We start from the raw sequence: 19,340 nt of genomic DNA, 5'->3' as shown, positions 1-19,340 counted from the left end.
ACCGGCTCGCCGTCGATCAGGATGACGCGCTTGTCGCCCTTGCGCACGTCCTTGAGATAGCGCTGCGCGATGAAGGGCTCGCGGAACAGAAGCGCGAAGGTTTCGAGGAAGGAGGAGAGGTTGCGGTCGTCCTTGGTGAGATGGAAGACGCCCGCGCCGCCATTGCCGTAAAGCGGCTTCAAAACGATCTCGCCGAACTCGGCGCGGAAAGCCGCGATCTCGGCCGGGTCCTTGGTGATGATCGTCTCCGGCATCAGGTCGGCGAATTCGGTGACGAAGATCTTCTCGGGCATGTTGCGCACCCAGGCGGGGTCGTTGACCACCAGCGTCTTGGGATGGATGCGCTCCAGAATATGCGTCGAGGTGATGTAGTTCATGTCGAAGGGTGGGTCCTGGCGCAGGAGCACCACGTCCATGGTCGAGAGATCGACCTTGTGGGGCTCGCCGAGGGTGAAATGCTTGCCCTGCTCTTCCACGAGGTTCAGCGTCTCGACCCGCGCCGTGGCGACGCCGTCGCGCAAGGAAAGACGGTCCGGCGTGTAGTGGAAGAGCTGGTGCCCGCGCCGCTCGGCCTCGAGGCAGAGGGCGAAGGTGGAATCGCCCTTGATGGTGATGCCCGACACATGGTCCATCTGGACCGCGACCTTGAGCGACATGCGGTGTATTCCCCGAACGGTTCCGTCCTTGCCGAGGTAGAGGGGAACGGCGGTTCTGTCCACGGGGCTGGTGATCGGGTCGCACCGGCGCAACAGGGCCGGTGGAATGTCGGTGGTCTCACGCACTGGTGATGGCTCAGGTCTGCCTCATCCGTTGCGGTGGACGTGGAACGCGTGAGACGCGAGCCCTTCCCTCGATTGCAAAGTCCTTTTCATGTTTGCCAGATGTCTTGCCGCGCTGACGCTCGTCGCGCTTCTCTCCGCTTGCGCCAAGCCCGTGGTGGAAACCACCGGCCCCCTCGCGATCCGGGATGTGTCCGTCAGCGCCGCCGATACGATCCGCGCGGAAACCGATATCCTGTCGCTGGTGCGACAGACCGTGCCGGCGCAGATTCTCGGCGTGTCGGACGGCAAGGCGACCAAGGTCGAGGTCCGGCTGGTACTTCTGGCCTACAAGAATCCGGTCATGTCGCTTCTCGTAGGCGATTCCAACAAGCTGGGCGCGAACGTCATTCTGCGCGATATGGCCGATCAGGAGCTTGCCCGTTTCGACGTGATCGCGATCGACCAATATATGCTGAACGGCGTCGCGGGCGCGGTCATTTCGGTGGCGCAGGACAAGGCGCGCGTGGACCGGGCGCTGGCGCGCGGGCTCGCCGAGACGATCGAGCAGCGCATCTATGGCCGCAAGACCAAGCCCGCTATGGTGCCGGACCTTGCCGCGCCCATGCCCAAGGGGCCGCCGCAGGAGAGTACGCATTCTCCGGCCGCACATCCCTCGCAGAAGCCTGCAAGCGTCGGCGCGGGCGTCTGACGGCGTCTCGGGGCGTGCGGGCTCGTTCAGGTCCGCCCGCGCCAGGCGTCCTTCACATGCACCGGCCAGCGGCGGGGCAGGACGGCGACGATGTCGAAGCGGAGGGAGAGCTGCGCCGCGCGCTTCTGGCGCGAGAGCCAGAGGTCGGCGGCGCGCTCGATGCGCGCCTGCGCGGCCGGCGTCACCGCGTCCATGGCCGCTTGCAGCGTCGGGCGCGCCTTCACCTCCACGATGGCGATAAGCGCGCCGCGCTTCGCAATCAGGTCGATCTCGCCCGATGGCGTGCGATAGCGGGTGGCGAGGATGCGGTAGCCCTTGAGGCGCAAGGCCCAGGCCGCCAACCATTCCGCCCGGTGCCCCTTACGGAAGAAGGCGCGCTTGCGGTCAATTCCCGTCTCGCCGCCCGCGCGTTTCACGCGCCGCCTTTCAGGTCCAGCGCGCGCTGGTATAGCTCGCGGCGGGGCAGGCCGGTGAGCTTCACCGCCTCCTGCGCGGCCTTCGCCGGCTTCATCTCGGCGAGCAGCCCACGCAGGATCGTGTCCACGTCGCCGCTCGCCGCTTGCTCCTCGGCCGGCGGGCCGACGCAGACGACGATCTCGCCGCGCACCCGCTCCATGGCTGCGAAGCGCTCGGCCAGATCCGGCAGCGTGCCGCGATAGATGGTCTCATAGGCCTTGGTCAGCTCGCGGCAGACGGCGGCGGGGCGTGGCCCGAGACCCTCGGCCATGGCGGCGAGGCTTTCCGCGATGCGGTGCGGCGCTTCGAAGAAGATCAGGGTGCTGGGCACGCGCGTCAGGGTTTCGAGCTTGGCGAGCCGCGCGCCGTCCTTCACCGGCAGGAAACCGGCAAAGAAGAAGGCGTCGGAAGGCAGGCCCGAGGCGCAAAGCGCCGCCAGCGGGGCCGAGGCGCCCGGAATGGGCACGACGGGCAAGCCGCGCGCGATGGCTTCTTCGCCCAAGCGAAAGCCGGGGTCGGAGACGAGAGGCGTGCCGGCGTCGGACACCAGCGCGACGGAGCGGCCGGCCTCCAGCTCGTCCAGAAGTGCGGGGCCGGATTCGGCGGCATTGTGCTCGTGATAGGCGAAGAGCCGGCGGCGAATGCCGTAGCGCGACAGAAGCTTCTGCGTGACGCGCGTGTCCTCGCAGGCGAGCACATCCGCCCCGGCGATGATGTCGAGCGCGCGCAAGGTCACGTCGGACAGGTTTCCGATCGGCGTCGCCACGAGATAAAGCGCCGGCTCGGGCTTGGGCGCGCGCAGGGTGGCCCCGCGCACGAGATAGGTTGCGCCGGACTCCTGAAAAGGCGGCTCAATGCCTTCGGATGTTTCGTCTTCGGGCGTATCGTCGAACGAGTTCATGAAACACCTCGCGGCGCGAGAAGGATGACGCAGGCCCCGGCCAGACACAGGACGGCGCCTAGAAGGTCGAAGCGGTCGGGCCGCACGCCTTCGGCAGCCCAGAGCCAGCCGAGCGAGGCAAGAATATAGACCCCGCCATAGGCCGCATAGGCGCGGCCGGCAAAGGCCGCGTCCACCCGCGTCAGGAGAAGGGCGAAAAGGACGAGGCAGGCGAGGCCCGGCGCGAGCCAAAGGGCGGAGCGGCCCGAGCGCAACACGGCCCAGAAGGCGAAGCAGCCGGCGATCTCGGCCAGCGCCGCGCCGGCATAGATGAGCAGCGCCGGGGCGGCTCCGGTCAGCGGATCGTCCTCCGAAGGCCAGCGACACCAAGCGGCACCGCGCCGCATGTCCTGACGGCAAGCGGCCCTCTCACGCGAGATCGGCCACCACGGCGTCGAGCACGAGCATTCCGGTGGGCGTCGCGCGCAGCCGGTCGGGGCCGAGGCGTTCGATCATGCCATGGCCGGTCAGTTCGGCTTCGACGGCTGGGTCGATGTCGCGCCCGGCGAGCTTGCGCCAGCGCTTGAGGTCGATCCCTTCCACGAGGCGCAGGCCCATGAGCATCAGTTCGTCGGCCTGCTGATAGCTCTCCAACGCCTCGTCCTCGACTTCGCCCGAGTCCCAGTCCTCGACCATCTTGAGCCAGGTCTCGGGATGTTTCTCGTTGGACACGGCATGGCGCGCGCCGTCCTCGCCCGGCAGGCGGGCATGGGCGCCGGGGCCGATGCCGGCATAGAGGCCGTAGCGCCAATAGGTGAGATTGTGGCGCGACTCCGCGCCGGGCGCGGCATGGTTGGAAATCTCGTAGGCCGGCAGGCCGTGGAACAGCGTCAGCTGCTGCGTCGCCTCGTAAAGCTCGGCCGACAATTCGCCGTCCGGCACCACGAGCTTGCCCGCCTTGTGCAGGGCGTGGAAGATCGTGCCTTCCTCGATGGTCAGCTGGTAGAGCGAGAGATGGTCGGCCGCCAGCGAAATGGCCTCCGACAATTCGCGCTCCCATTCCGACACGCTCTGGCCCGGTCGGGCATAGATCAGGTCGAAGGACAGGCGGGGGAAGATCTCGCGCGCCAGACGGATCGCGCCCATGGCCTGATCGACGTCATGCATCCGCCCGAGGCGCTTCAGGTCCGCGTCGTTCAGCGCCTGCACGCCGAGCGACACGCGGTTGACGCCCGCCGCGCGGTAGCCCCGGAAGCGGTCCGCCTCGACCGAGGTCGGGTTGGCCTCCAGCGTGATCTCGGCCCCGTCGGCTACGGTCCACTGCGCCGCCACGGCCTCCAGAATGGCCGAAACGGTCGCGGGCTCCATCAGCGAGGGCGTGCCGCCGCCGAGGAAAATCGAGGTGACGATTTCGCCTTTCGTGCGCCGGCCTTGGCTTGCGATCTCGCGGCGGAAGGCCTCCACGAAGCGCGCCTGATCCACCGGCTGGTGGCGCACATGGCTGTTGAAGTCGCAATAGGGGCACTTGGACGCGCAGAAGGGCCAATGGATATAGACGCCGAAGCCCGGCTCGCCGGCGGGCGGCGTATAGGGCCGGATCTGCGACAGGGGGCGGGGCATCATCATGTTCATGCGACGCCCAGCGCCTCCCGCGCGAAGAGCTGGAAGGCGCGGGCGCGGTGCGACAGGGCGTGGGCCTGCCCCGGCACCCAGCCGTGCTTTTCCTGCGAGGGCATCTCACCAAAGGTGCGCGTTTCGCCCTCGGGGAGGAAGCAGGGGTCGTAGCCGAAGCCGAGCGCGCCGCGCGCCGGCCAGACGATCGTGCCTTCCACCTCGCCGCGATAGAATTTCGTCTCGCCCTCGGGCGTGGCGAGGCACAGAACCGCGACGAAGCGGCCCGTGCGCTGCGCGGACGCGTTGGCGCCTGCGGCCTGGAGCTTCTCTTCGATCTGGCGCATGGCCATGGTGAAGTCTTTCTCGGGGCCGGCCCAGCGCGCCGAATAGATGCCGGGATCGCCGCCCAGCGCATCCACCACCAGACCCGAATCGTCGCTGAGCGCCAGAAGGCCGGTGGTGCGCGCCGCCGCCAGCGCCTTGATCGCCGCGTTCTCCTCGAAGGTCGAGCCGGTTTCCTCGGGCTCGGGCAGCGCCTTGTCGGCGGCCGAGACCACGGTGAAGCCGAGCGGGGCCAGAAGCTCGCGGAACTCGGCGATCTTGCCGCCATTGTGGCTGGCGATCAGGAGAGGACCACCGGCGGGATCGAGGGGGAAGGCGTTCGTCATCGCTGTCGGGTCCATTCCGGGGAAGGCGCGCGCGCCGGAGCGCACCGCCAGTCCCAAGGTTTATGCGCCCCGAGGCTGACCCGAGGCTTCAGGCATTGTTAAGAACTGAGGCCAAAACCTCGTGGGGTCGGCTGGTCGGATTTTTTCGTCGCTCTCTTCGTCGCGATCGAACGAAAATCTCTCGACCATCCTCCGCCCAGAGGTTTCCTCCTCAGTTCTAAGCTTCGAGGCAGGACTTCTGGTGCGCCACCAGCTCACCGATGCCCTTTTCGGCGAGCTTCATCAGCGCTTCGAGTTCGTCGCGCGAGAAGGGCTCGCCCTCGGCCGTGCCCTGGATCTCGACGATGCCGCCGCGCCCGGTGAGCACGAAATTGGCGTCGGTGCCGGCGGCCGAATCTTCCGGGTAGTCGAGGTCCAGAACCGGCGTGCCCTTGTAGATGCCGCAGGAAATGGCGGCGACATGGTCCTTCAGAACCTTGTCGCGCTTGACCATGCCGCGCGTTTCCATCCAGGCGAGACAGTCCGACAGGGCCACGAAGGCGCCGGTGATCGAGGCCGTGCGCGTGCCGCCATCGGCCTGAATCACGTCGCAATCCACCGTGATCATGCGCTCGCCCAGCGCTTCAAGGTCCACCACGGCGCGCAGCGAGCGCGCGACGAGGCGCTGGATTTCCTGCGTGCGCCCGCTCTGCTTGCCGCTGGCGGCTTCGCGCTTCATGCGCTCGCCCGTGGCGCGCGGCAGCATCCCGTATTCGGCCGTGACCCAGCCCTTGCCGGAATTCTTCAGCCAGCCGGGCACGCGCTCCTCAAGGCTCGCGGTGCACAGGACATGGGTGTCGCCGAACTTGACGAGGCACGAGCCCTCGGCGTGGCGCGACACGCCCCGCTCCAGCGAGACAGGGCGCAGTTCGTCGTTCTGGCGTTTGGAAGGCCGCATCAAGACAAGTCCATATTAACGATTTCGAACCCGCCTCTTAAAGAGTGTGGCGACACTTGAACAGGGTGCTTGGCGGCCCACTCTCTCCGCCTTGGCTGAAACCCTCGCGATCCCTATAAGACAGGCCATGAAGCGCGTCCTGCCTCCCTTCCACGATCTCACGCCCAGCCAGACCCCGCTCGCGGGCGGGCTGGACGAGCGCTCGCGCGAGATTTTCCGGCTGATCGTCGATTCCTATCTGGAAACGGGTGAGCCCGTGGGCTCGCGCAATCTCTCGCGCCTCCTGTCGAGCGCGCTCTCGCCCGCCTCCATCCGCAATGTCATGTCCGACCTCGAGGCGCTGGGGCTGATCTATGCCCCGCATGTCTCGGCCGGGCGCCTGCCGACGGAAGTCGGCCTGCGCTTCTTCGTGGACGCCTTTCTGGAAGTCGGCGACGTGCCGGAGCGCGAGCGTGCCGAGATCGAGAAGAAGGTGCGCGACCATGGCGAGCGCCGCCCGGTCGATGCCCTGCTGACGGAAGCCTCGCAGCTTCTCTCCGGCCTGTCGCGCGGGGCGGGCATCGTGGTCGCCGCCAAGGCCGATCCGCGCCTCAAGCATATCGAGTTCGTGCGCCTCGACGCGGCGCGCGCGCTGGTGGTTCTGGTCGGCGAGAATGGCGAGGTGGAAAACCGCATTCTCGACCTGCCGCCCGGCATTACCGCCGCGCAGCTCGTGGAAGCGGCGAATTTCCTGAACGCCCATGTGGTCGGGCGCACGCTCGCCGAAGCGCGCCGGCGCATCGAGGCGCTGAAGGAGGAAACGTCCCGCCAGCTCGGCGAGCTGTCTCGCCAGCTGGTGGATGCCGGGCTCGCGGTCTGGGCCGGGGAGGGCGCGGGCCAGCCCTCGCGCCTCATTGTGCGCGGGCGGGCCAATCTTCTGGACAGCCTGTCGGCGGCCGACGATCTCGACCGGCTGCGCCATCTCTTCGACGATCTGGAATCCAAGACCTCGATCATGGAGCTGATCGATCTGGCGGAAGCGGGCAACGGCGTGCGCATCTTCATCGGATCGGAAAACAAGCTGTTTTCGCTGTCCGGCTCTTCGCTCGTGATCGCGCCCTATTCGGACTCTGATCAGCGCGTGATCGGCGCGGTCGGCGTGATCGGCCCGACGCGCCTCAATTATCGGCGCATCGTGCCCATGGTGGACTATACCGCGCGGCTCGTGTCGCGCCTTCTGGCGGGCGGAGCGCCGGTGCGTCGGCCTTGATTTCCGGCCCGCCTCATTCGATATGCCGCAGCGACGACCCTTTACGGGAGAGCAGTCCGGCGGCCGCCTCATGGCGCCGGACCGTTTGTCCCCTCGACAGGAACAGGAGTGCCCGATGACAGGCGAGAGCGAGAAGCACGTGAACGACCACGAGAGCGAAAGCGGCGCGCATTCCGCCGGCGGCGGCGCCTATTTCAAGGGCTCGGGCGTCGCGGGCGCGGCTCCCGGCGCGGCGGGCGCGCAGGCCGAGACCGCCGAGGAGCCGGCCGGCTCCTGGGGCGGCGAAGAGGCTGCGGCAGCCGACCGGGCGCGCATCGCCGAATTGGAGGCCGAGAATGCCGACGTCAAGGATCGGCTGATCCGTCTGGCCGCCGACATGGAAAACCTGCGCCGTCGCACCGAGCGCGAGGTCAAGGACGCGCGCCAGTTCGCCGTCGCCAATTTCGCGCGCGATATCCTGGCCGTGTCGGACAATCTCGCTCGCGCGCTTCAGGCGATTCCCGAAGGCGCGCGCGACACGGACCCCGGCCTCCAGACGCTGGCCGAGGGCGTGGAGATGACCGCCCGGTCCATGCAGTCCACGATGGAGCGCCACGGCGTGAAGAAGCTGGAGCCCGAGGGCCAGCGCTTCGACCCCAATTTCCATCAGGCCATGTTCGAGGTGCCGAACGCCGAACTGCCGAACAACACGGTGGTTCAGGTCGTGCAGGACGGCTATGCGATCGGCGAGCGCGTGTTGCGCCCGGCCATGGTCGGCGTGTCCAAGGGCGGGCCGAAAGTGGCTGTGGGCGCGGATGCCAACGCCGCGCCGGCCAAGCCCGGCGTGCCGGATGATTCGACGAAGGACGCCTGAGCGTCCTCGCGGTTTGATCGTGAGCCCCGCATCTCTTCGCAGATGCGGGGCTTTTTTCGTGGCACGTCAGCCGCCGGCCAGAAGCTTGAGCGCGATTGCGCCCATGGTCAGCCCGATCAAGGCTTCCAGCGCGCGCCAGGCGGCGGGCTTTTCAAAGATCGGGCGCAGCCAGCGCGCCCCGAAGCCGAGGGCGAAGAAGAAGCCGAAGGAGGCCGTGACCGCACCCGCGCCGAACGAGGATTCCGCGCCGGGAAAGCGCGTCGAGAGGCTGCCGATCAGCACCACCGTGTCGAGATAGACATGCGGATTGGCCCAGGTGAGGAGAAGGCAGGTCGCGAGTGCCTCGCGCCGGCTCCCCGCGCCGACCTCCGCCAGACGCAGCGCGTCGCTCGCCCGGAAGGCGCGCATCAGGCTCTTGGCCCCATACCAGATCAGGAAGCCCGCCCCGAGGATGCGCAGGATCGGGTCCAGCGCCGGCAAGAGCGCGGCGACGCGGGCGAAGCTCGAAACCCCCAGCGCAATCAGGATCGCATCCGACAGGGCGCAGGCGAGGCACACCGCCAGGACATGCGCGCCGAGAATGCCCTGTCTGAGCACGAAGGCGTTCTGCGCGCCGATCGCCAGGATCAGCGTCAGCCCCGTGGTGAGGCCCGTGGCATAGGCGTTCGCGCTCATCATCTCAAAGCCCCGTGTTCGATTACGGGAGCGACGTAGCATGGTCGGATGGGTTAGCCGTGTTAAACCATCTTAGGCCGATGAAGCGGAGCTAAACCGAACATGCTGGACTATCCCGCCCTTCGCGCGCTCGCCGCCGTGGTCCGCACCGGCAGTTTCGAGCGTGCGGCGGGCGATCTTCATGTCACGCCGTCTGCCGTGTCGCAGCGCGTGCGCCAGCTGGAGGAGCGGGTCGGCGCGGTTCTGGTGGAGCGCGGCCAGCCCTGCCGCGCCACCGAAACCGGCGCGCGCCTGTGCCGGCACATGGAGCAGATCGGCCTGCTGGAGGCCGATCTCTTTCGCCATCTGCCGAACGGGGTGGGCGAGGAAGCGGGTGCGCCGCGCGTCACGCTGCCCGTCGCCACCAGCGCCGACAGTCTCGGCACCTGGTTCCTGAAGGCCGCTGCGCGCTTCTCGACGGAAACCGGGCATCTTCTCGACATGGCGGTGGACGATCAGGACCACACGGCCGAATGGCTGCGGCGGGGCCGAGTTCTGGCCGCCGTCACCGCGCTGGCGCGGCCCGTGCAGGGCTGTCGGTCGCTGCCGCTCGGCTCGCTGCGCTATCTCGCGACCGCCAGCCCCGAGTTCGCCGCGCGCCATTTCACCGAGGGCGTCACGCCGCGCGCGCTGGCGTCCGCCCCCGCGCTGACCTTCAACCAGAAGGACCGGCTCCAGGCCGACTGGCTGAAACGCGCCTTCGGCCGTGACATCGCGCACCCGACCCATTGGCTACCCTCGACGCAGGGTTTCGTGCAGGCGGCGCTGCTCGGCATGGGCTGGGGCCTGAACCCGGTGCAACTCGTGGAGGGGCATCTGAAGGCCGGCCGCCTTGTGGAACTGCTGCCCGGCGTGCCGCTGGATGTGGCGCTCCATTGGCAGGTCAGCCGGCTCGGGGCCGAGCCGCTCCAGCCGCTCACCCGCGCGGTGCTTGAGGTCGCGCGGAGCGAGCTCGTGCCTCCCGAATGAAGGAGTTCACAGACCCCAGACCGGCCCGCCTTCCGACAGGCGGATGGGCTGAGGCTCGCCTGCGACGATGACGGTGGGCGCGTCCGGTGTGTTCCAGCGAAAGAGGTTGAGATGCCAGCCGCCGGGGATTTGTCGCGAGCGGTCGATCAGCCCGTCGGCCCCTGCTTCGCGCGCCCGGTCGGCCGTGCGCCAAGAGGGCGGCTCGCCGCCCGCCGCCAGAACGGAGCGCCAGGAGAGATTGGACGCCTCGCGGTCGATCCCGGCGAGGCGGCAGGCTTCCTCGTCGTGCTGGTCCAGCACATGGGCACCGCTGACCTGAAGCGGGATGACGACACGCGCGTGACCGTCCTCCCTGATATAGCCGGACACGGCGCTGATCGCCCATTCGAGCCTCGGGCTCATGTAGAGAACGCTCTCGCCCGGCCGATGATAGCGCCCGGCGCTGCTGGGGCCGGGCGGGGCCAGAACCTCGCCGGCGCGCTCGGCCGCGACGGAGCGATAGAACAGGCCGGAGACGGTGCGCAGCGGCACGGCGGAGGGGCGGGGATCGGTCATGTCTCGGTCCCCGGCTCTCCGTCAGAACCGGGGGCGGGGCTCGCCCGCCGCGCGGCAGGCGCTCGCCACCGTATTGGCCATCAGCATGGCGATCGTCATCGGCCCGACGCCGCCGGGCACGGGCGTGATGGCCGAGGCGATGGCGGCGGCCTCGTCATAGGCGACATCGCCGACGAGCCGCGTCTTGCCCTCACCCTTGTCGGGCGCGGGCACGCGGTTGATGCCGACATCGATCACCACCGCGCCGGGTTTCACGCAGTCGCCCTTGAGCAGGCCCGGACGCCCGATCGCGGCCACCAGAATGTCCGCCTCGCGGCACAGCGCCGGCAGATCCTTCGTGCGTGAATGGGCGACCGTGACCGTGGCATTGGCCAGAAGCAGAAGCTGCGCCATGGGCTTGCCGACGAGATTGGAGCGCCCGACAACCACGGCGCGCTTGCCCGAGAGATCGTCGCCCAGAACCTGACGCAGGAGCACCATGCAGCCCGCCGGGGTGCAGGGCACGAAAGCATCGTCGGCGAGGCCGCTGGCGAGCCGCCCGGCATTCACCAGCGTCAGCCCGTCCACGTCCTTGTCCGGGTCGATGCGCCCGACCACGACATCCGCGTCGAGCCCCTTGGGCAGGGGCAACTGCTGGAGAATGCCATGGATGGCGGGGTCGGCGTTCAGCTCGTCGATCAGCGCCAGCAACGCCTCCTGCGAGGTGTCGGCCGGCAGGCGATGGGTCACGGAGTGAAAGCCGCAGGCCTCCGCCGTGCGCCCCTTGTTGGCGACATAGACCTGGCTCGCCGGATCTTCGCCCACCAGCACGACGGCGAGGCCCGGTTTGACGCCGGTTTTCTTGTGCAGCGCCGCGCCCGCTGCCGTCACGTCCCGAAGAACCGATTCCGCGTTCGCCTTTCCGTCGATCCGTACAGCCTGCATGGGGCCGGTCCTTTCGCTATGGGGGCCGTCGCCTCGGCCTTGTGCGCCGCGTTATAGCTCCGTTCCGCGCGGGCGAAAGGAAAAAGCGCGAACAAGTCGCCCGCTTTTTGTCGGGGAATGCGCAACGATCTTTCCATGACGCGCTGCGGGACTATTCTCCCCTCTCGCCAAGCGGGGTTCGAAGGAGGGCGCGATGCGTCTCGAAGGGCAGGTTGCGGTGATCACCGGGGCGGGGTCGGGCATCGGGCGCGAGATCGCGCGGCGCTTCGCCCGCGAAGGCGCGCGCGTCGCCATCGCCGATCTGAAGGGCGAGGCGGCGGAGGAAGCGGCGGGCGAGATCGAGGCGGCGGGCGGCTCGGCCATCGCGCTGACGATGGACGTGACCGACGAAGCGGGTGTCCAGGCCGGCATCGAGCGCGTCGTCCAGCATTGGGGCCGGCTCGACACGGCCATTGCCAATGCCGGCATCCAGATCGTCCACCCGATCGAGGACTTCCCCTACGAGGAGTTCAAGCGCGTGGTGGACATCCATCTCGGCGGCTCCTTCCTCGTCACCAAGGCGAGCATCCCGCATATGTACCGGCAGAAGTCCGGCTCCATGATCTATATGGGCTCGGTCCATTCGCACGAGCCTTCGCCGCTCAAGAGCGCCTATGTCGCCGCCAAGCACGGCATTCTCGGCCTGTCGCGCGTCATGGCGCGCGAGGGCGGGCCGCATGGCGTGCGCGCCAACACGATCTGCCCCGGCTTCGTGAAGACGCCGCTGGTGGAGAAGCAGATCCCCGAACAAGCGCGCTCGCTCGGCATTCCCGAGGAGGAGGTGGTGAGCCGCATCATGCTCGGCCGCACGGTCGATGGCGAGTTCACCACGGTCGAGGACGTGGCAGAGGTCGCCATCTTCCTTGCCGGCTTCGGCTCACGCGCGCTCACCGGCCAGTCCATCACCGTCAGCCACGGCTGGTACATGGCCTGACGGCCGCGTTCCTAGAAACAGGGCAAACCCATGGAAATCATCACCGTCCAGCCGATCGTGGCGCTGATCGCCGGCATCCTCATCCTCGTGATGCCGCGCCTTCTGAACTACATCGTCGCCTTCTACCTCATCATCATCGGGCTCACCGGCCTGATGGGCACCGGGGGTCTGTAGGAGAGCTTCCCCCGAGACGAGCGATGCGGCTCCAGACTCTGGAGCCTGCCACGTTTGCGGGGGAACAAGCGCTCGGTGACGCGGTTCGGATCGAAAGGTGAAACGGAGACGGCGAGGATCATGGCAGGCAGCACGGCGCACAAGCGGATCGTCATTCTGGGCGGCGGGTCGGGCGGCCTCGAACTCGCCTCGCAGCTTGCCGGCAAGGGCGAGCTGGAGGTGGTTCTGGTGGACCGGGAACTCGCTCACCTCTGGAAGCCGCGCCTGCATGAATTCGCCGCCGGCACCGTCTCTTCCTCGCTAGCCGAAATGTCCTTCTACATGCTCGGGCATCTTCGGGGCTTCCGCTTCGAGCAGGGCGAGGTGAGCGCACTGGATCACGACCGTCGCGAGATCGTGCTGGCCGCCATTCCCGGAAAGGACGGGACGACCGCCGCGCGCGAACGGCGCATTCCCTATGATGTCTGCGTGGTGGCGCTCGGCGGCGTCGTGCCCGATTTCGGCACGACAGGCGTCAAGGAGTTCGCCGTGCGGCTCGACACCAAGTCCGATGCCGACCATTTCCGCGATCGGTTCATCGCCGCGATGATCGAGGCGCGCGAGTCGGGCGAGCCGGCGGAGGTGGTGATCGTGGGCTCCGGCGCGACGGGCACGGAACTTGCCGCCCATCTGCGCCGCTCCGAGCGCGGCTTCTTCGACCAGAGCACGGCGGAGCGGCGGCGCAAGCTTCTGGGCATCACCATTCTGGAAGCTGCGCCCGAGATCATGCCGGGGGCCGAGCCCGAACTGCGCCAGCAATTGGCCGAGCGTCTGCGCCGGCTCGACATCAAGACCGTAACCGACGTCAATGTCTCGCGCATCGAGGTGGATGCGGTGTCGTCCAAGTCGGGCGAGCGCTGGCCCTGTGACCTTGCCGTCTGGGCGGCCGGTCTCGTCGGCAATCCGATCCTGAAACGCCTCGGCCGCTTCGAGATCGACAATCGCGGGCGCATCGTGGTGGACCAGACGCTGCGCTCGAGCCTGGACGAGCATGTCTATGCCATGGGCGATGCAGCCAGTCTGACGCCGCCCGGCGCCGACAAACCGCTGCCGCCGACCGCGCAGGCCGCGAGCCAACAGGCCGATTATCTCGTCGAGGTGCTGCCGCTGATCGCGCGTGGCGAGCCGGTGGAACCCTTCCGCTATGCTGACAAGGGTCGGATCGTCTCGCTCGGCCGCGCCGGAACGGTCGGCATGATCGGCTTCGGGAAGAAGGACGATTTCCTCATCCACGGCCATTTCGCGACGGCCGCCTACAACGCGCTCCAGCGCCAGCACCAATGGCGCGTTCTCGGCCGTCTGCGCGGCACGGTCTCGATCGCCGCCGACATGATCTCGCCGACCAAGGGCCCGGCGCTGAAGCTGCACGGCGATTGAACGCCCGCCGAACGGGCGGTCAGCTGGGCAGCTTCGGAAGCAAAGACCGGCATCGGGGCCGGTCCGCTCGCAAGCGCTGACATGCGGCTGGGGATGGACAAGCCGTCCCGCCGCTTCTTCCGTTCGTCTCTAAGAGCCGGGGACAGAACCCTGAGGCAGAGAGCCGGCGAGGGACTTGCGTTCCCGACGAGGCGCCGAGCGCAGACGATGCAGCGCATCGGCAACGATGATCGGGGGCGCAAGGACCCGGCGGATCGACCCGCAGGGTTTTGGCCCCGGCTCTAAAGCATATCCATCGAAAATCGGTTCGCCTGATGGGCTCCAGGCCCTTGTTTCCTCGCATTATCCGGGCGCGAAAGCCGGGTCGGCTTTCGCTGGAAATGCTCAGGATGATGGGCAGATCGGTCGGCGGGCGGCGCGCTCCCGCCATTCCGCCCTCAGCAGGGCATAGACATATTCGTCTCCCCACCGACCGTCGAAGCGGTCGTTCTGGATTAAATGCGCTTCGCGGCGGAGACCAAGGCGTTCCACCACCCCCACCGAGCCAACATTTTCGGTGTCGAGCCGTGCGAAGATGCGATGGAAGCCGATCTCCTCGAAGCCGATGTCCAGCATGGCGGCCGCAGCTTCCGTGGCAAAGCCTTGGCCGGCGGAGGCGGGGTGGAAGATATAGCCGATCTCGCCTTGCAGCGCCTCCCGGCTCGCCAGTTTCAAAACAACCTCACCGACCGGCGCATCGTCCGCCTTGGCGGTGACAGCCAGCCGGAACATGTCGCCGTCCCGCTCGAACCGGGCGCCCAGAACGCGCCGAAACCGCTCTTCCAAGGCCTGCCCCGTCGGCGCGGCGGCGTAGAGATAGCGATAGACCTCGCCGCGCGAATGGCAGTCCGCGTAGAAGGGCCAGTCGTCGGCACGGAAGGGCCGGAGACGAAGACGCTCCGTTTCGTGGAAGAGCGAAGGTTGGCCGAGCGTCATCGACACAATCCGAACGAAGGGGAGGGTGGGGCGATACCGGCCGCGAGAGAACAAGCCCAAGAGCACCTCCATCGAACCTGGGTTCGCCGGACATGCTCTCTCGCATTGTCCGGGCGCGAAAGCCGATCCGGCTTTTGCTGGAAACGCTCTAGAACTCGATGCCGCGCTGGGCCTTGATGCCGGAGCGGAACGGGTGCTTGACCATTTCCATCTCGGTCACGAGATCGGCGAAGTCGATCAGCTCTTCCTTGGCGTTGCGCCCGGTGATGACCACATGCTTCATCTCGGGCTTGTGCTCGCGTAGGAAGTCCACGACCTCTTCCACGGCCAGATAGTCGTAGCGCAACACGATGTTCAGCTCGTCGAGGATCACCATGTCGTGCTCCTCGTCCGAGATCATCGCCTTGGCGCGCTCCCAAGCCTGACGCGCGGCGGCGATGTCGCGCTGGCGGTCCTGCGTTTCCCAGGTGAAGCCGTCGCCCATAGCGGTGATCGTCACCTCGCCCGGAAAGCGCTCCAGCGCGGCGCGCTCGCCGGTTTCCCACTTGCCCTTCACGAACTGGACGATGCCGACCTTCATGCCGTTGCCGAGCGCGCGGAAGACGAGGCCGAAGGCGGCTGTTGATTTGCCCTTGCCCTTGCCGGTGTGGACGATGACGAGGCCCTTTTCCTGCGTCTTGGTCGCCAGGATCTTGTCGCGCGCGGCCTTCTTCTTGCGCATCTTCTCGGCGTGGCGCGCGTCGAGTTCCTCTTCGCTCATGGCGGCCACGAGGGGCGACTTCTCGCTCATGGATGGATGGTCTCCGTTTCGAGGGCCAAAGGTTCGAGGGCAAGTCTCGCCGAGTTGGAGCGCGGATGCCAGAGGCCGCGCCGGATGGCTTCGGCCAGGCGCGCCCGCATCTCGCTAAAGCCCGCCGGGTTGTTGTCCCGCATGAAGGCCGAAACGCGCTCGTCCTCCACGAAGGCGGCGTGGACGAGATCGAAATGCCGGTCGGCGACCGCATGGGTCGTGGCCGCGAAGGCGAAGAGATAATCCACCGTCGCGACGATCTCGAAGGCGCCCTTGTAGCCATGGCGCATGACGCCCGCGATCCATTTCGGGTTCACCACGCGGGCGCGCACGACGCGGGCGATTTCCTCGTCCAGCGTGCGGATCACCGGACGCTCGGGGCGCGAATGGTCGTTGTGATAGGCGACGGGCGCGGTGCCCGACAGCGTTTCCACCGCCGCGCTCATGCCGCCCTCGAACTGATAGTAATCGTCGGAGTCGAGCAGGTCATGCTCGCGATTGTCCTGGTTCTGGACGACGGCCTCGACGCCGCCGAGGCGCCGCTCGAAGCTTTCGCGCGCCGGCCGGCCTTCGCCTTCCGCGCCATAGGCATAGCCGCCCCAATGGAGATAGGAGGTGGCGAGATCGGCGCGCGTCTGCCAGCCGCCTTCGTCGATCAGCGCCTGAAGCCCCGCGCCGTATGCGCCGGGCTTGGAGCCGAAGACGCGGTGGCCCGCTTCGCGTTTGGCTTCGTCGGGGGCAATGCCGCGCGCGCGGGCTTCCGCTTCCTCACGGCGCATCCGCGCGGCGATCGGGTTCTCGCCCGGCTCCTCGTCCAGCGCGCCCACCGTCCGCGCGGCGCGGTCGAGAAGCGCGATCTGCTCGGGGAAGGCGTCGCGGAAGAAGCCCGAAACGCGCAAGGTCACGTCCACGCGCGGGCGGCTGAGGACGGCCAGCGGCACGATCTCGAACCCGGTGACGCGGCCGGAGGTGCGATCCCAAGTGGGTTTCGCGCCCATCAAGGCGAGAGCTTGCGCGATATCGTCGCCGCCCGTGCGCATGTTCGCCGTGCCCCAGGCGGTGAGGCCGACCGAACTGAGCCACTCGCCCTGGTCCTGGAAATGGCGCTCCACCAGCCGCTCGGCCGAAAGCTGCCCGAGTCGCCAGGCCGCTTCCGTCGGCACGGCGCGCGTATCGACCGAGAAGAAATTGCGCCCGGTCGGCAGCGTGTCCGGCCGCCCCCGCGTCGGCGCGCCGGAGGGGCCGGGCGGCACGAAACAGCCCTCCAACCCACGCAGGAGCCCCGCCATCTCCGCCGCGCCGCAGGCGCAGACGGAAGGCTTCAGCCGGGCCTCGACTTCCGCCAACACGGGGATCGTGCGTGCCCATTCGGACGAGGGCTCCGCCTCGCCCGAGACGAGGCGCGCGGCTAGAAGCTCGATCCGCTCAACCGTATCGCCGACCGTGCGCCAAGCGTCGTTGGACAGGCTGTGGAGAAGCTGGGGACGCGGGCCGGTCCAGCCTGTGGAAAAGTCGCAGTCGAGCGGGTCGAAGCCGAGCCCGAGATCGCCCGCCAGCGCCTGGTGAAGCGAGGCATCGGCCGGCTCCTGCCCACGCGGCAGGCGGGCAAGGGCGGTGGTGAGGTCGGTCAGCAGTCGGCCCTCGGGCGCAAGGCCGAAGACATGCAGCCCGTCGCGGATCTGCATTTCCTTGAGATCGCAGAGCCAAGCGTCGAGCCTTTGCAGCGCCACGTCACTCGCCTCGCCGGAGCGAAGGCCCGCGTCGGCCCCGAGCCCGCTCGCCTCCAGCAGCGCCAGAATGTCCTTGCGGAGCAGCGCGGCGCGGCGCGGATCGCCGCTCGACGCCTCGTAATATTCGTCCACCAGCCGCTCCAAGTCGCGGGCCGGCCCATGGCTCTCGGCGCGCGTCAGCGGCGGGGTGAGATGGTCCACGATCACGGCCGAGGCGCGGCGCTTGGCCTGCGTGCCCTCGCCGGGATCGTTGACGATAAACGGGTAGAGATGCGGCAGCGGGCCGAAGACGGCTTCCGGCCAACACTCCTGCGACAATGCCAGTGCCTTGCCCGGCAGCCATTCGAGATTGCCGTGCTTGCCCATGTGGATGACGGCATGGGCGCCGAAGCTCTCCCGCAGAAAGGCGTAGAAGGCGAGATAGCCATGCGGCGGCACGAGGTCCGGCGCGTGATAGGTTTCCTTCGGGTCGATCTGATAGCCGCGCGCCGGCTGCACGCCGACCATGACATCGCCGAAGCGGGCGAGCGGCAGGCAGAAGCCATGGGCCGGATCGAAAAAGGGATCGTCTTCCGGCGCGCCCCAGCGCTCGGTCATCGCGTCTTGCAAGGACGCCGGCAGGCGCGCGAGGGCGGCGCGGTAGCGGGCAAGGCTCAGCGTCTCGCGAATGAGCCGGCCCGCGCGCTCGCCCGAATTGGTCGGCCCCTTTTGCAGATGCTCCACCAGGGCGTTGCCGTCCGGGGGAATGTCAGACACCCCATAGCCCGCGTCCCGCAGGGCTTCTAAAACGCGCACCGTCCCGGCGGGCGTGTCGAGCCCGACGCCATTGCCGATGCGTCCGTCGCGGTTGGGATAATTGGCGAGCACGATGGCGATGCGCCGCTCCGGGGGAGCGGCCGTGCGCAGCGTGGCCCAGCGGCGCGCGAGTTCAGCGACGAAACAGAGGCGATCCGGCTCGGGCCGATGCGACACGAGGTCGATTTCCGTCAGCGCGTCCCATTCGGCCGCGCTCTTGAAGGCGATGGCGCGCGAGAGAACGCGCCCGTCCACTTCCGGCAGGGCGACGCTCATGGCGAGATCGCGCGCGGACAGGCCTTGGGTCGATTGCGCCCAGGCTTCGCGCCCGCCGCTGGCGAGCACGGCCTGAAGCACCACGGCCCCGCTCTCGTCCAGCACCGTGCCCTTGTGCGCACCGCCGGGCGTCGAGACGGCAAAGCCGGTGAGATTCACGACGACACTGGGCGGCTGGCGCGCGAAAACGGCGCGCAGCGTCTCGACGCTGACGGGGTCCTTCAGGCTCGACACGAAGAGGGGGAGGGGAGAGAGCCCTTCCCCCTGCAGCGCATCGCACAGAGCCTCGACGGCCTCGGTCTGCCCGCTCTGCACCAGCGCGCGATAGAAGACGACCGGCACGAGGGGGCGGGTCTCGTCCTCGACCGGCGCGCGCTCGCGCTCTAGCAGCCCGGCCTTCAGGATGGGCCGCGCCTCTGTCAGCACAGGCTCGCCTCGGATCAGCGCGCGGCAGCCGTCCAGAAACGCATCCGTATTGGCCGCGCCACCTTGGCGGAGCAGTTGCCACAGCGCCTCGCGGTCCTCGGGGTCTAGCGTCGAAAAACGGTCGAGGCCGGGATCGGGCTTGTCGTCGCCGGGCAGGATGGCGAGACGGAAGCCATCGCTCTGCGCGCCAGATATCAGCGCCTCGCAGCCATGCGGCCAGTAGCGCTCGCCGCCGAGCAGGCGCACGACGACGAGCTTGGCCTGCGCGCTCATGCGCGCGAGCCACGTGTCGACCGACATCGGATGCGACAGGCGCAGGAGATTGGCGAGGCGCAACTCGGCTGGGCCAAAGCCCCGCCGCCGCGCCGCGCCAGCGAGCGCCGCCAGTTCCGTGTCGGCGGCGGACAGGAACAGGATGTCGCCGGGGCTCTGCCCGAGGTCCACCGCCTCCGCCCCGTCCGCGATCGTCCCGCGCTGGGCGGCCAGAAGATGCAAG

General features: G+C 68.2%; 20 protein-coding genes. 7 read left to right on the top strand and 13 right to left on the bottom strand.

The annotated features are described in order from the left end of the window. The coding region (gene gshB, locus NS365_RS15255) for a glutathione synthase (protein ID WP_058601153.1) at nt 1-656 on the bottom strand (656 nt) is incomplete at its 3' end. 214 nt (nt 657-870) lie between these two features. On the opposite strand from gshB, the gene NS365_RS15250 reads away from it, so the two are divergent. Continuing rightward, nucleotides 871-1,470: a hypothetical protein gene (locus tag NS365_RS15250; protein ID WP_058601152.1), complete on the top strand. Its 600-nt coding sequence runs from the start codon at nt 871-873 to the stop codon at nt 1,468-1,470. A 26-nt stretch (nt 1,471-1,496) separates the two neighbouring features. Here the strand turns inward: NS365_RS15250 and NS365_RS15245 are convergent, their stop codons facing one another. The 6 genes from NS365_RS15245 to rph all read right to left on the bottom strand — a co-directional run bounded on the left by NS365_RS15245 (nt 1,497) and on the right by rph (nt 6,025). Then, nucleotides 1,497-1,886, bottom strand: coding sequence for a YraN family protein (locus NS365_RS15245; RefSeq protein WP_058601151.1), 390 nt, complete (start codon nt 1,884-1,886; stop codon nt 1,497-1,499). Next, nucleotides 1,883-2,827 (bottom strand): 16S rRNA (cytidine(1402)-2'-O)-methyltransferase, encoded by a 945-nt coding sequence (gene rsmI, locus NS365_RS15240; RefSeq protein ID WP_082684632.1) that lies wholly within the window; start codon nt 2,825-2,827, stop codon nt 1,883-1,885. The genes NS365_RS15245 and rsmI overlap by 4 nt, the downstream gene beginning before the upstream one ends. Beyond that, the gene (locus NS365_RS15235; RefSeq protein ID WP_082684631.1) at nt 2,824-3,213 is read right to left on the bottom strand and encodes a YnfA family protein; all 390 of its coding nucleotides are present in this window, start codon (nt 3,211-3,213) and stop codon (nt 2,824-2,826) included. Before NS365_RS15235 ends, rsmI begins: the two co-directional genes overlap by 4 nt. A 22-nt stretch (nt 3,214-3,235) precedes the next feature. Continuing rightward, entirely contained in the window at nt 3,236-4,438 is a 1,203-nt protein-coding gene (gene hemW, locus NS365_RS15230) for a radical SAM family heme chaperone HemW (protein WP_058601150.1), read from the bottom strand. Further along, a complete protein-coding gene (gene rdgB, locus NS365_RS15225; protein ID WP_058601157.1) occupies nt 4,435-5,088 on the bottom strand; it encodes an RdgB/HAM1 family non-canonical purine NTP pyrophosphatase in 654 nt (217 codons plus the stop codon). Before rdgB ends, hemW begins: the two co-directional genes overlap by 4 nt. A gap of 217 nt (nt 5,089-5,305) precedes the next feature. Further along, nucleotides 5,306-6,025, bottom strand: coding sequence for a ribonuclease PH (gene rph, locus NS365_RS15220; RefSeq protein ID WP_058601149.1), 720 nt, complete (start codon nt 6,023-6,025; stop codon nt 5,306-5,308). Nucleotides 6,026-6,152: 127 nt separating this feature from the next. Between rph and hrcA the strand changes: the two genes are divergently transcribed. Beyond that, on the top strand, nt 6,153-7,274 hold the full coding sequence (hrcA, locus tag NS365_RS15215; RefSeq protein ID WP_082640595.1) for a heat-inducible transcriptional repressor HrcA: 1,122 nt from the start codon (nt 6,153-6,155) through the stop codon (nt 7,272-7,274). 115 nt (nt 7,275-7,389) lie between these two features. After that, complete coding sequence (gene grpE / locus NS365_RS15210) at nt 7,390-8,127, top strand: nucleotide exchange factor GrpE (protein ID WP_058601148.1); 738 nt, start codon at nt 7,390-7,392, stop codon at nt 8,125-8,127. 66 nt (nt 8,128-8,193) lie between these two features. On the opposite strand, the gene NS365_RS15205 is transcribed toward grpE, so the two are convergent. Further along, the gene (locus NS365_RS15205; protein WP_058601155.1) at nt 8,194-8,802 is read right to left on the bottom strand and encodes a LysE/ArgO family amino acid transporter; all 609 of its coding nucleotides are present in this window, start codon (nt 8,800-8,802) and stop codon (nt 8,194-8,196) included. Between the two features lie 102 nt (nt 8,803-8,904). On the opposite strand from NS365_RS15205, the gene NS365_RS15200 reads away from it, so the two are divergent. Further along, nucleotides 8,905-9,810, top strand: a complete 906-nt coding sequence (locus NS365_RS15200) for a LysR family transcriptional regulator ArgP (RefSeq protein WP_058601147.1) — start codon at nt 8,905-8,907, stop codon at nt 9,808-9,810. Between the two features lie 6 nt (nt 9,811-9,816). On the opposite strand, the gene NS365_RS15195 is transcribed toward NS365_RS15200, so the two are convergent. Next, nucleotides 9,817-10,365, bottom strand: coding sequence for an RES family NAD+ phosphorylase (locus tag NS365_RS15195; RefSeq protein WP_058601146.1), 549 nt, complete (start codon nt 10,363-10,365; stop codon nt 9,817-9,819). 21 nt (nt 10,366-10,386) lie between these two features. Further along, nucleotides 10,387-11,289: a bifunctional methylenetetrahydrofolate dehydrogenase/methenyltetrahydrofolate cyclohydrolase FolD gene (folD, locus tag NS365_RS15190; protein WP_058601145.1), complete on the bottom strand. Its 903-nt coding sequence runs from the start codon at nt 11,287-11,289 to the stop codon at nt 10,387-10,389. 193 nt (nt 11,290-11,482) lie between these two features. On the opposite strand from folD, the gene NS365_RS15185 reads away from it, so the two are divergent. From NS365_RS15185 to NS365_RS15180, 3 genes are all read left to right on the top strand, one after another. Beyond that, nucleotides 11,483-12,262, top strand: a complete 780-nt coding sequence (locus tag NS365_RS15185; RefSeq protein ID WP_058601144.1) for a 3-hydroxybutyrate dehydrogenase — start codon at nt 11,483-11,485, stop codon at nt 12,260-12,262. 30 nt (nt 12,263-12,292) lie between these two features. After that, nucleotides 12,293-12,436, top strand: a complete 144-nt coding sequence (locus NS365_RS23665; protein WP_082640594.1) for a DUF3096 domain-containing protein — start codon at nt 12,293-12,295, stop codon at nt 12,434-12,436. Between the two features lie 120 nt (nt 12,437-12,556). Further along, entirely contained in the window at nt 12,557-13,852 is a 1,296-nt protein-coding gene (locus NS365_RS15180; protein WP_058601143.1) for an NAD(P)/FAD-dependent oxidoreductase, read from the top strand. 384 nt (nt 13,853-14,236) lie between these two features. Here the strand turns inward: NS365_RS15180 and NS365_RS15175 are convergent, their stop codons facing one another. The 3 genes from NS365_RS15175 to cobN all read right to left on the bottom strand — a co-directional run bounded on the left by NS365_RS15175 (nt 14,237) and on the right by cobN (nt 19,339). Further along, nucleotides 14,237-14,827 (bottom strand): GNAT family N-acetyltransferase, encoded by a 591-nt coding sequence (locus NS365_RS15175; RefSeq protein WP_058601154.1) that lies wholly within the window; start codon nt 14,825-14,827, stop codon nt 14,237-14,239. A gap of 148 nt (nt 14,828-14,975) precedes the next feature. Continuing rightward, nucleotides 14,976-15,617 carry a cob(I)yrinic acid a,c-diamide adenosyltransferase gene (cobO, locus tag NS365_RS15170; protein WP_058601142.1) on the bottom strand — a complete coding sequence of 214 codons (642 nt, stop codon included), beginning with the start codon at nt 15,615-15,617 and terminating at the stop codon, nt 14,976-14,978. Next, nucleotides 15,614-19,339: a cobaltochelatase subunit CobN gene (gene cobN, locus NS365_RS15165; RefSeq protein ID WP_058601141.1), complete on the bottom strand. Its 3,726-nt coding sequence runs from the start codon at nt 19,337-19,339 to the stop codon at nt 15,614-15,616. Before cobN ends, cobO begins: the two co-directional genes overlap by 4 nt. Nucleotide 19,340: the final 1 nt, after the last annotated feature.

It is taken from the genome of Aureimonas ureilytica (genome assembly GCF_001475935.1).
Taxonomy (GTDB): domain Bacteria; phylum Pseudomonadota; class Alphaproteobacteria; order Rhizobiales; family Rhizobiaceae; genus Aureimonas; species Aureimonas ureilytica_A.
This window is presented reverse-complemented; position numbering and strand designations above follow the sequence as displayed.

Bases quoted from the DNA above. Each gene is read 5' to 3' on its own strand.
- hrcA (WP_082640595.1), top strand. From the start codon at position 6,153: ATGAAGCGCGTCCTGCCTCCCTTCCACGATCTCACGCCCAGCCAGACC.
- NS365_RS15180 (WP_058601143.1), top strand. From the start codon at position 12,557: ATGGCAGGCAGCACGGCGCACAAGCGGATCGTCATTCTGGGCGGCGGG.
- NS365_RS15195 (WP_058601146.1), bottom strand. From the start codon at position 10,365: ATGACCGATCCCCGCCCCTCCGCCGTGCCGCTGCGCACCGTCTCCGGC.
- NS365_RS15235 (WP_082684631.1), bottom strand. From the start codon at position 3,213: ATGCGGCGCGGTGCCGCTTGGTGTCGCTGGCCTTCGGAGGACGATCCG.
- rph (WP_058601149.1), bottom strand. From the start codon at position 6,025: ATGCGGCCTTCCAAACGCCAGAACGACGAACTGCGCCCTGTCTCGCTG.
- NS365_RS23665 (WP_082640594.1), top strand. From the start codon at position 12,293: ATGGAAATCATCACCGTCCAGCCGATCGTGGCGCTGATCGCCGGCATC.
- grpE (WP_058601148.1), top strand. From the start codon at position 7,390: ATGACAGGCGAGAGCGAGAAGCACGTGAACGACCACGAGAGCGAAAGC.
- NS365_RS15200 (WP_058601147.1), top strand. From the start codon at position 8,905: ATGCTGGACTATCCCGCCCTTCGCGCGCTCGCCGCCGTGGTCCGCACC.
- rsmI (WP_082684632.1), bottom strand. From the start codon at position 2,827: ATGAACTCGTTCGACGATACGCCCGAAGACGAAACATCCGAAGGCATT.
- rdgB (WP_058601157.1), bottom strand. From the start codon at position 5,088: ATGACGAACGCCTTCCCCCTCGATCCCGCCGGTGGTCCTCTCCTGATC.
- NS365_RS15250 (WP_058601152.1), top strand. From the start codon at position 871: ATGTTTGCCAGATGTCTTGCCGCGCTGACGCTCGTCGCGCTTCTCTCC.
- folD (WP_058601145.1), bottom strand. From the start codon at position 11,289: ATGCAGGCTGTACGGATCGACGGAAAGGCGAACGCGGAATCGGTTCTT.
- NS365_RS15185 (WP_058601144.1), top strand. From the start codon at position 11,483: ATGCGTCTCGAAGGGCAGGTTGCGGTGATCACCGGGGCGGGGTCGGGC.
- NS365_RS15175 (WP_058601154.1), bottom strand. From the start codon at position 14,827: ATGACGCTCGGCCAACCTTCGCTCTTCCACGAAACGGAGCGTCTTCGT.
- hemW (WP_058601150.1), bottom strand. From the start codon at position 4,438: ATGAACATGATGATGCCCCGCCCCCTGTCGCAGATCCGGCCCTATACG.
- cobO (WP_058601142.1), bottom strand. From the start codon at position 15,617: ATGAGCGAGAAGTCGCCCCTCGTGGCCGCCATGAGCGAAGAGGAACTC.
- NS365_RS15205 (WP_058601155.1), bottom strand. From the start codon at position 8,802: ATGAGCGCGAACGCCTATGCCACGGGCCTCACCACGGGGCTGACGCTG.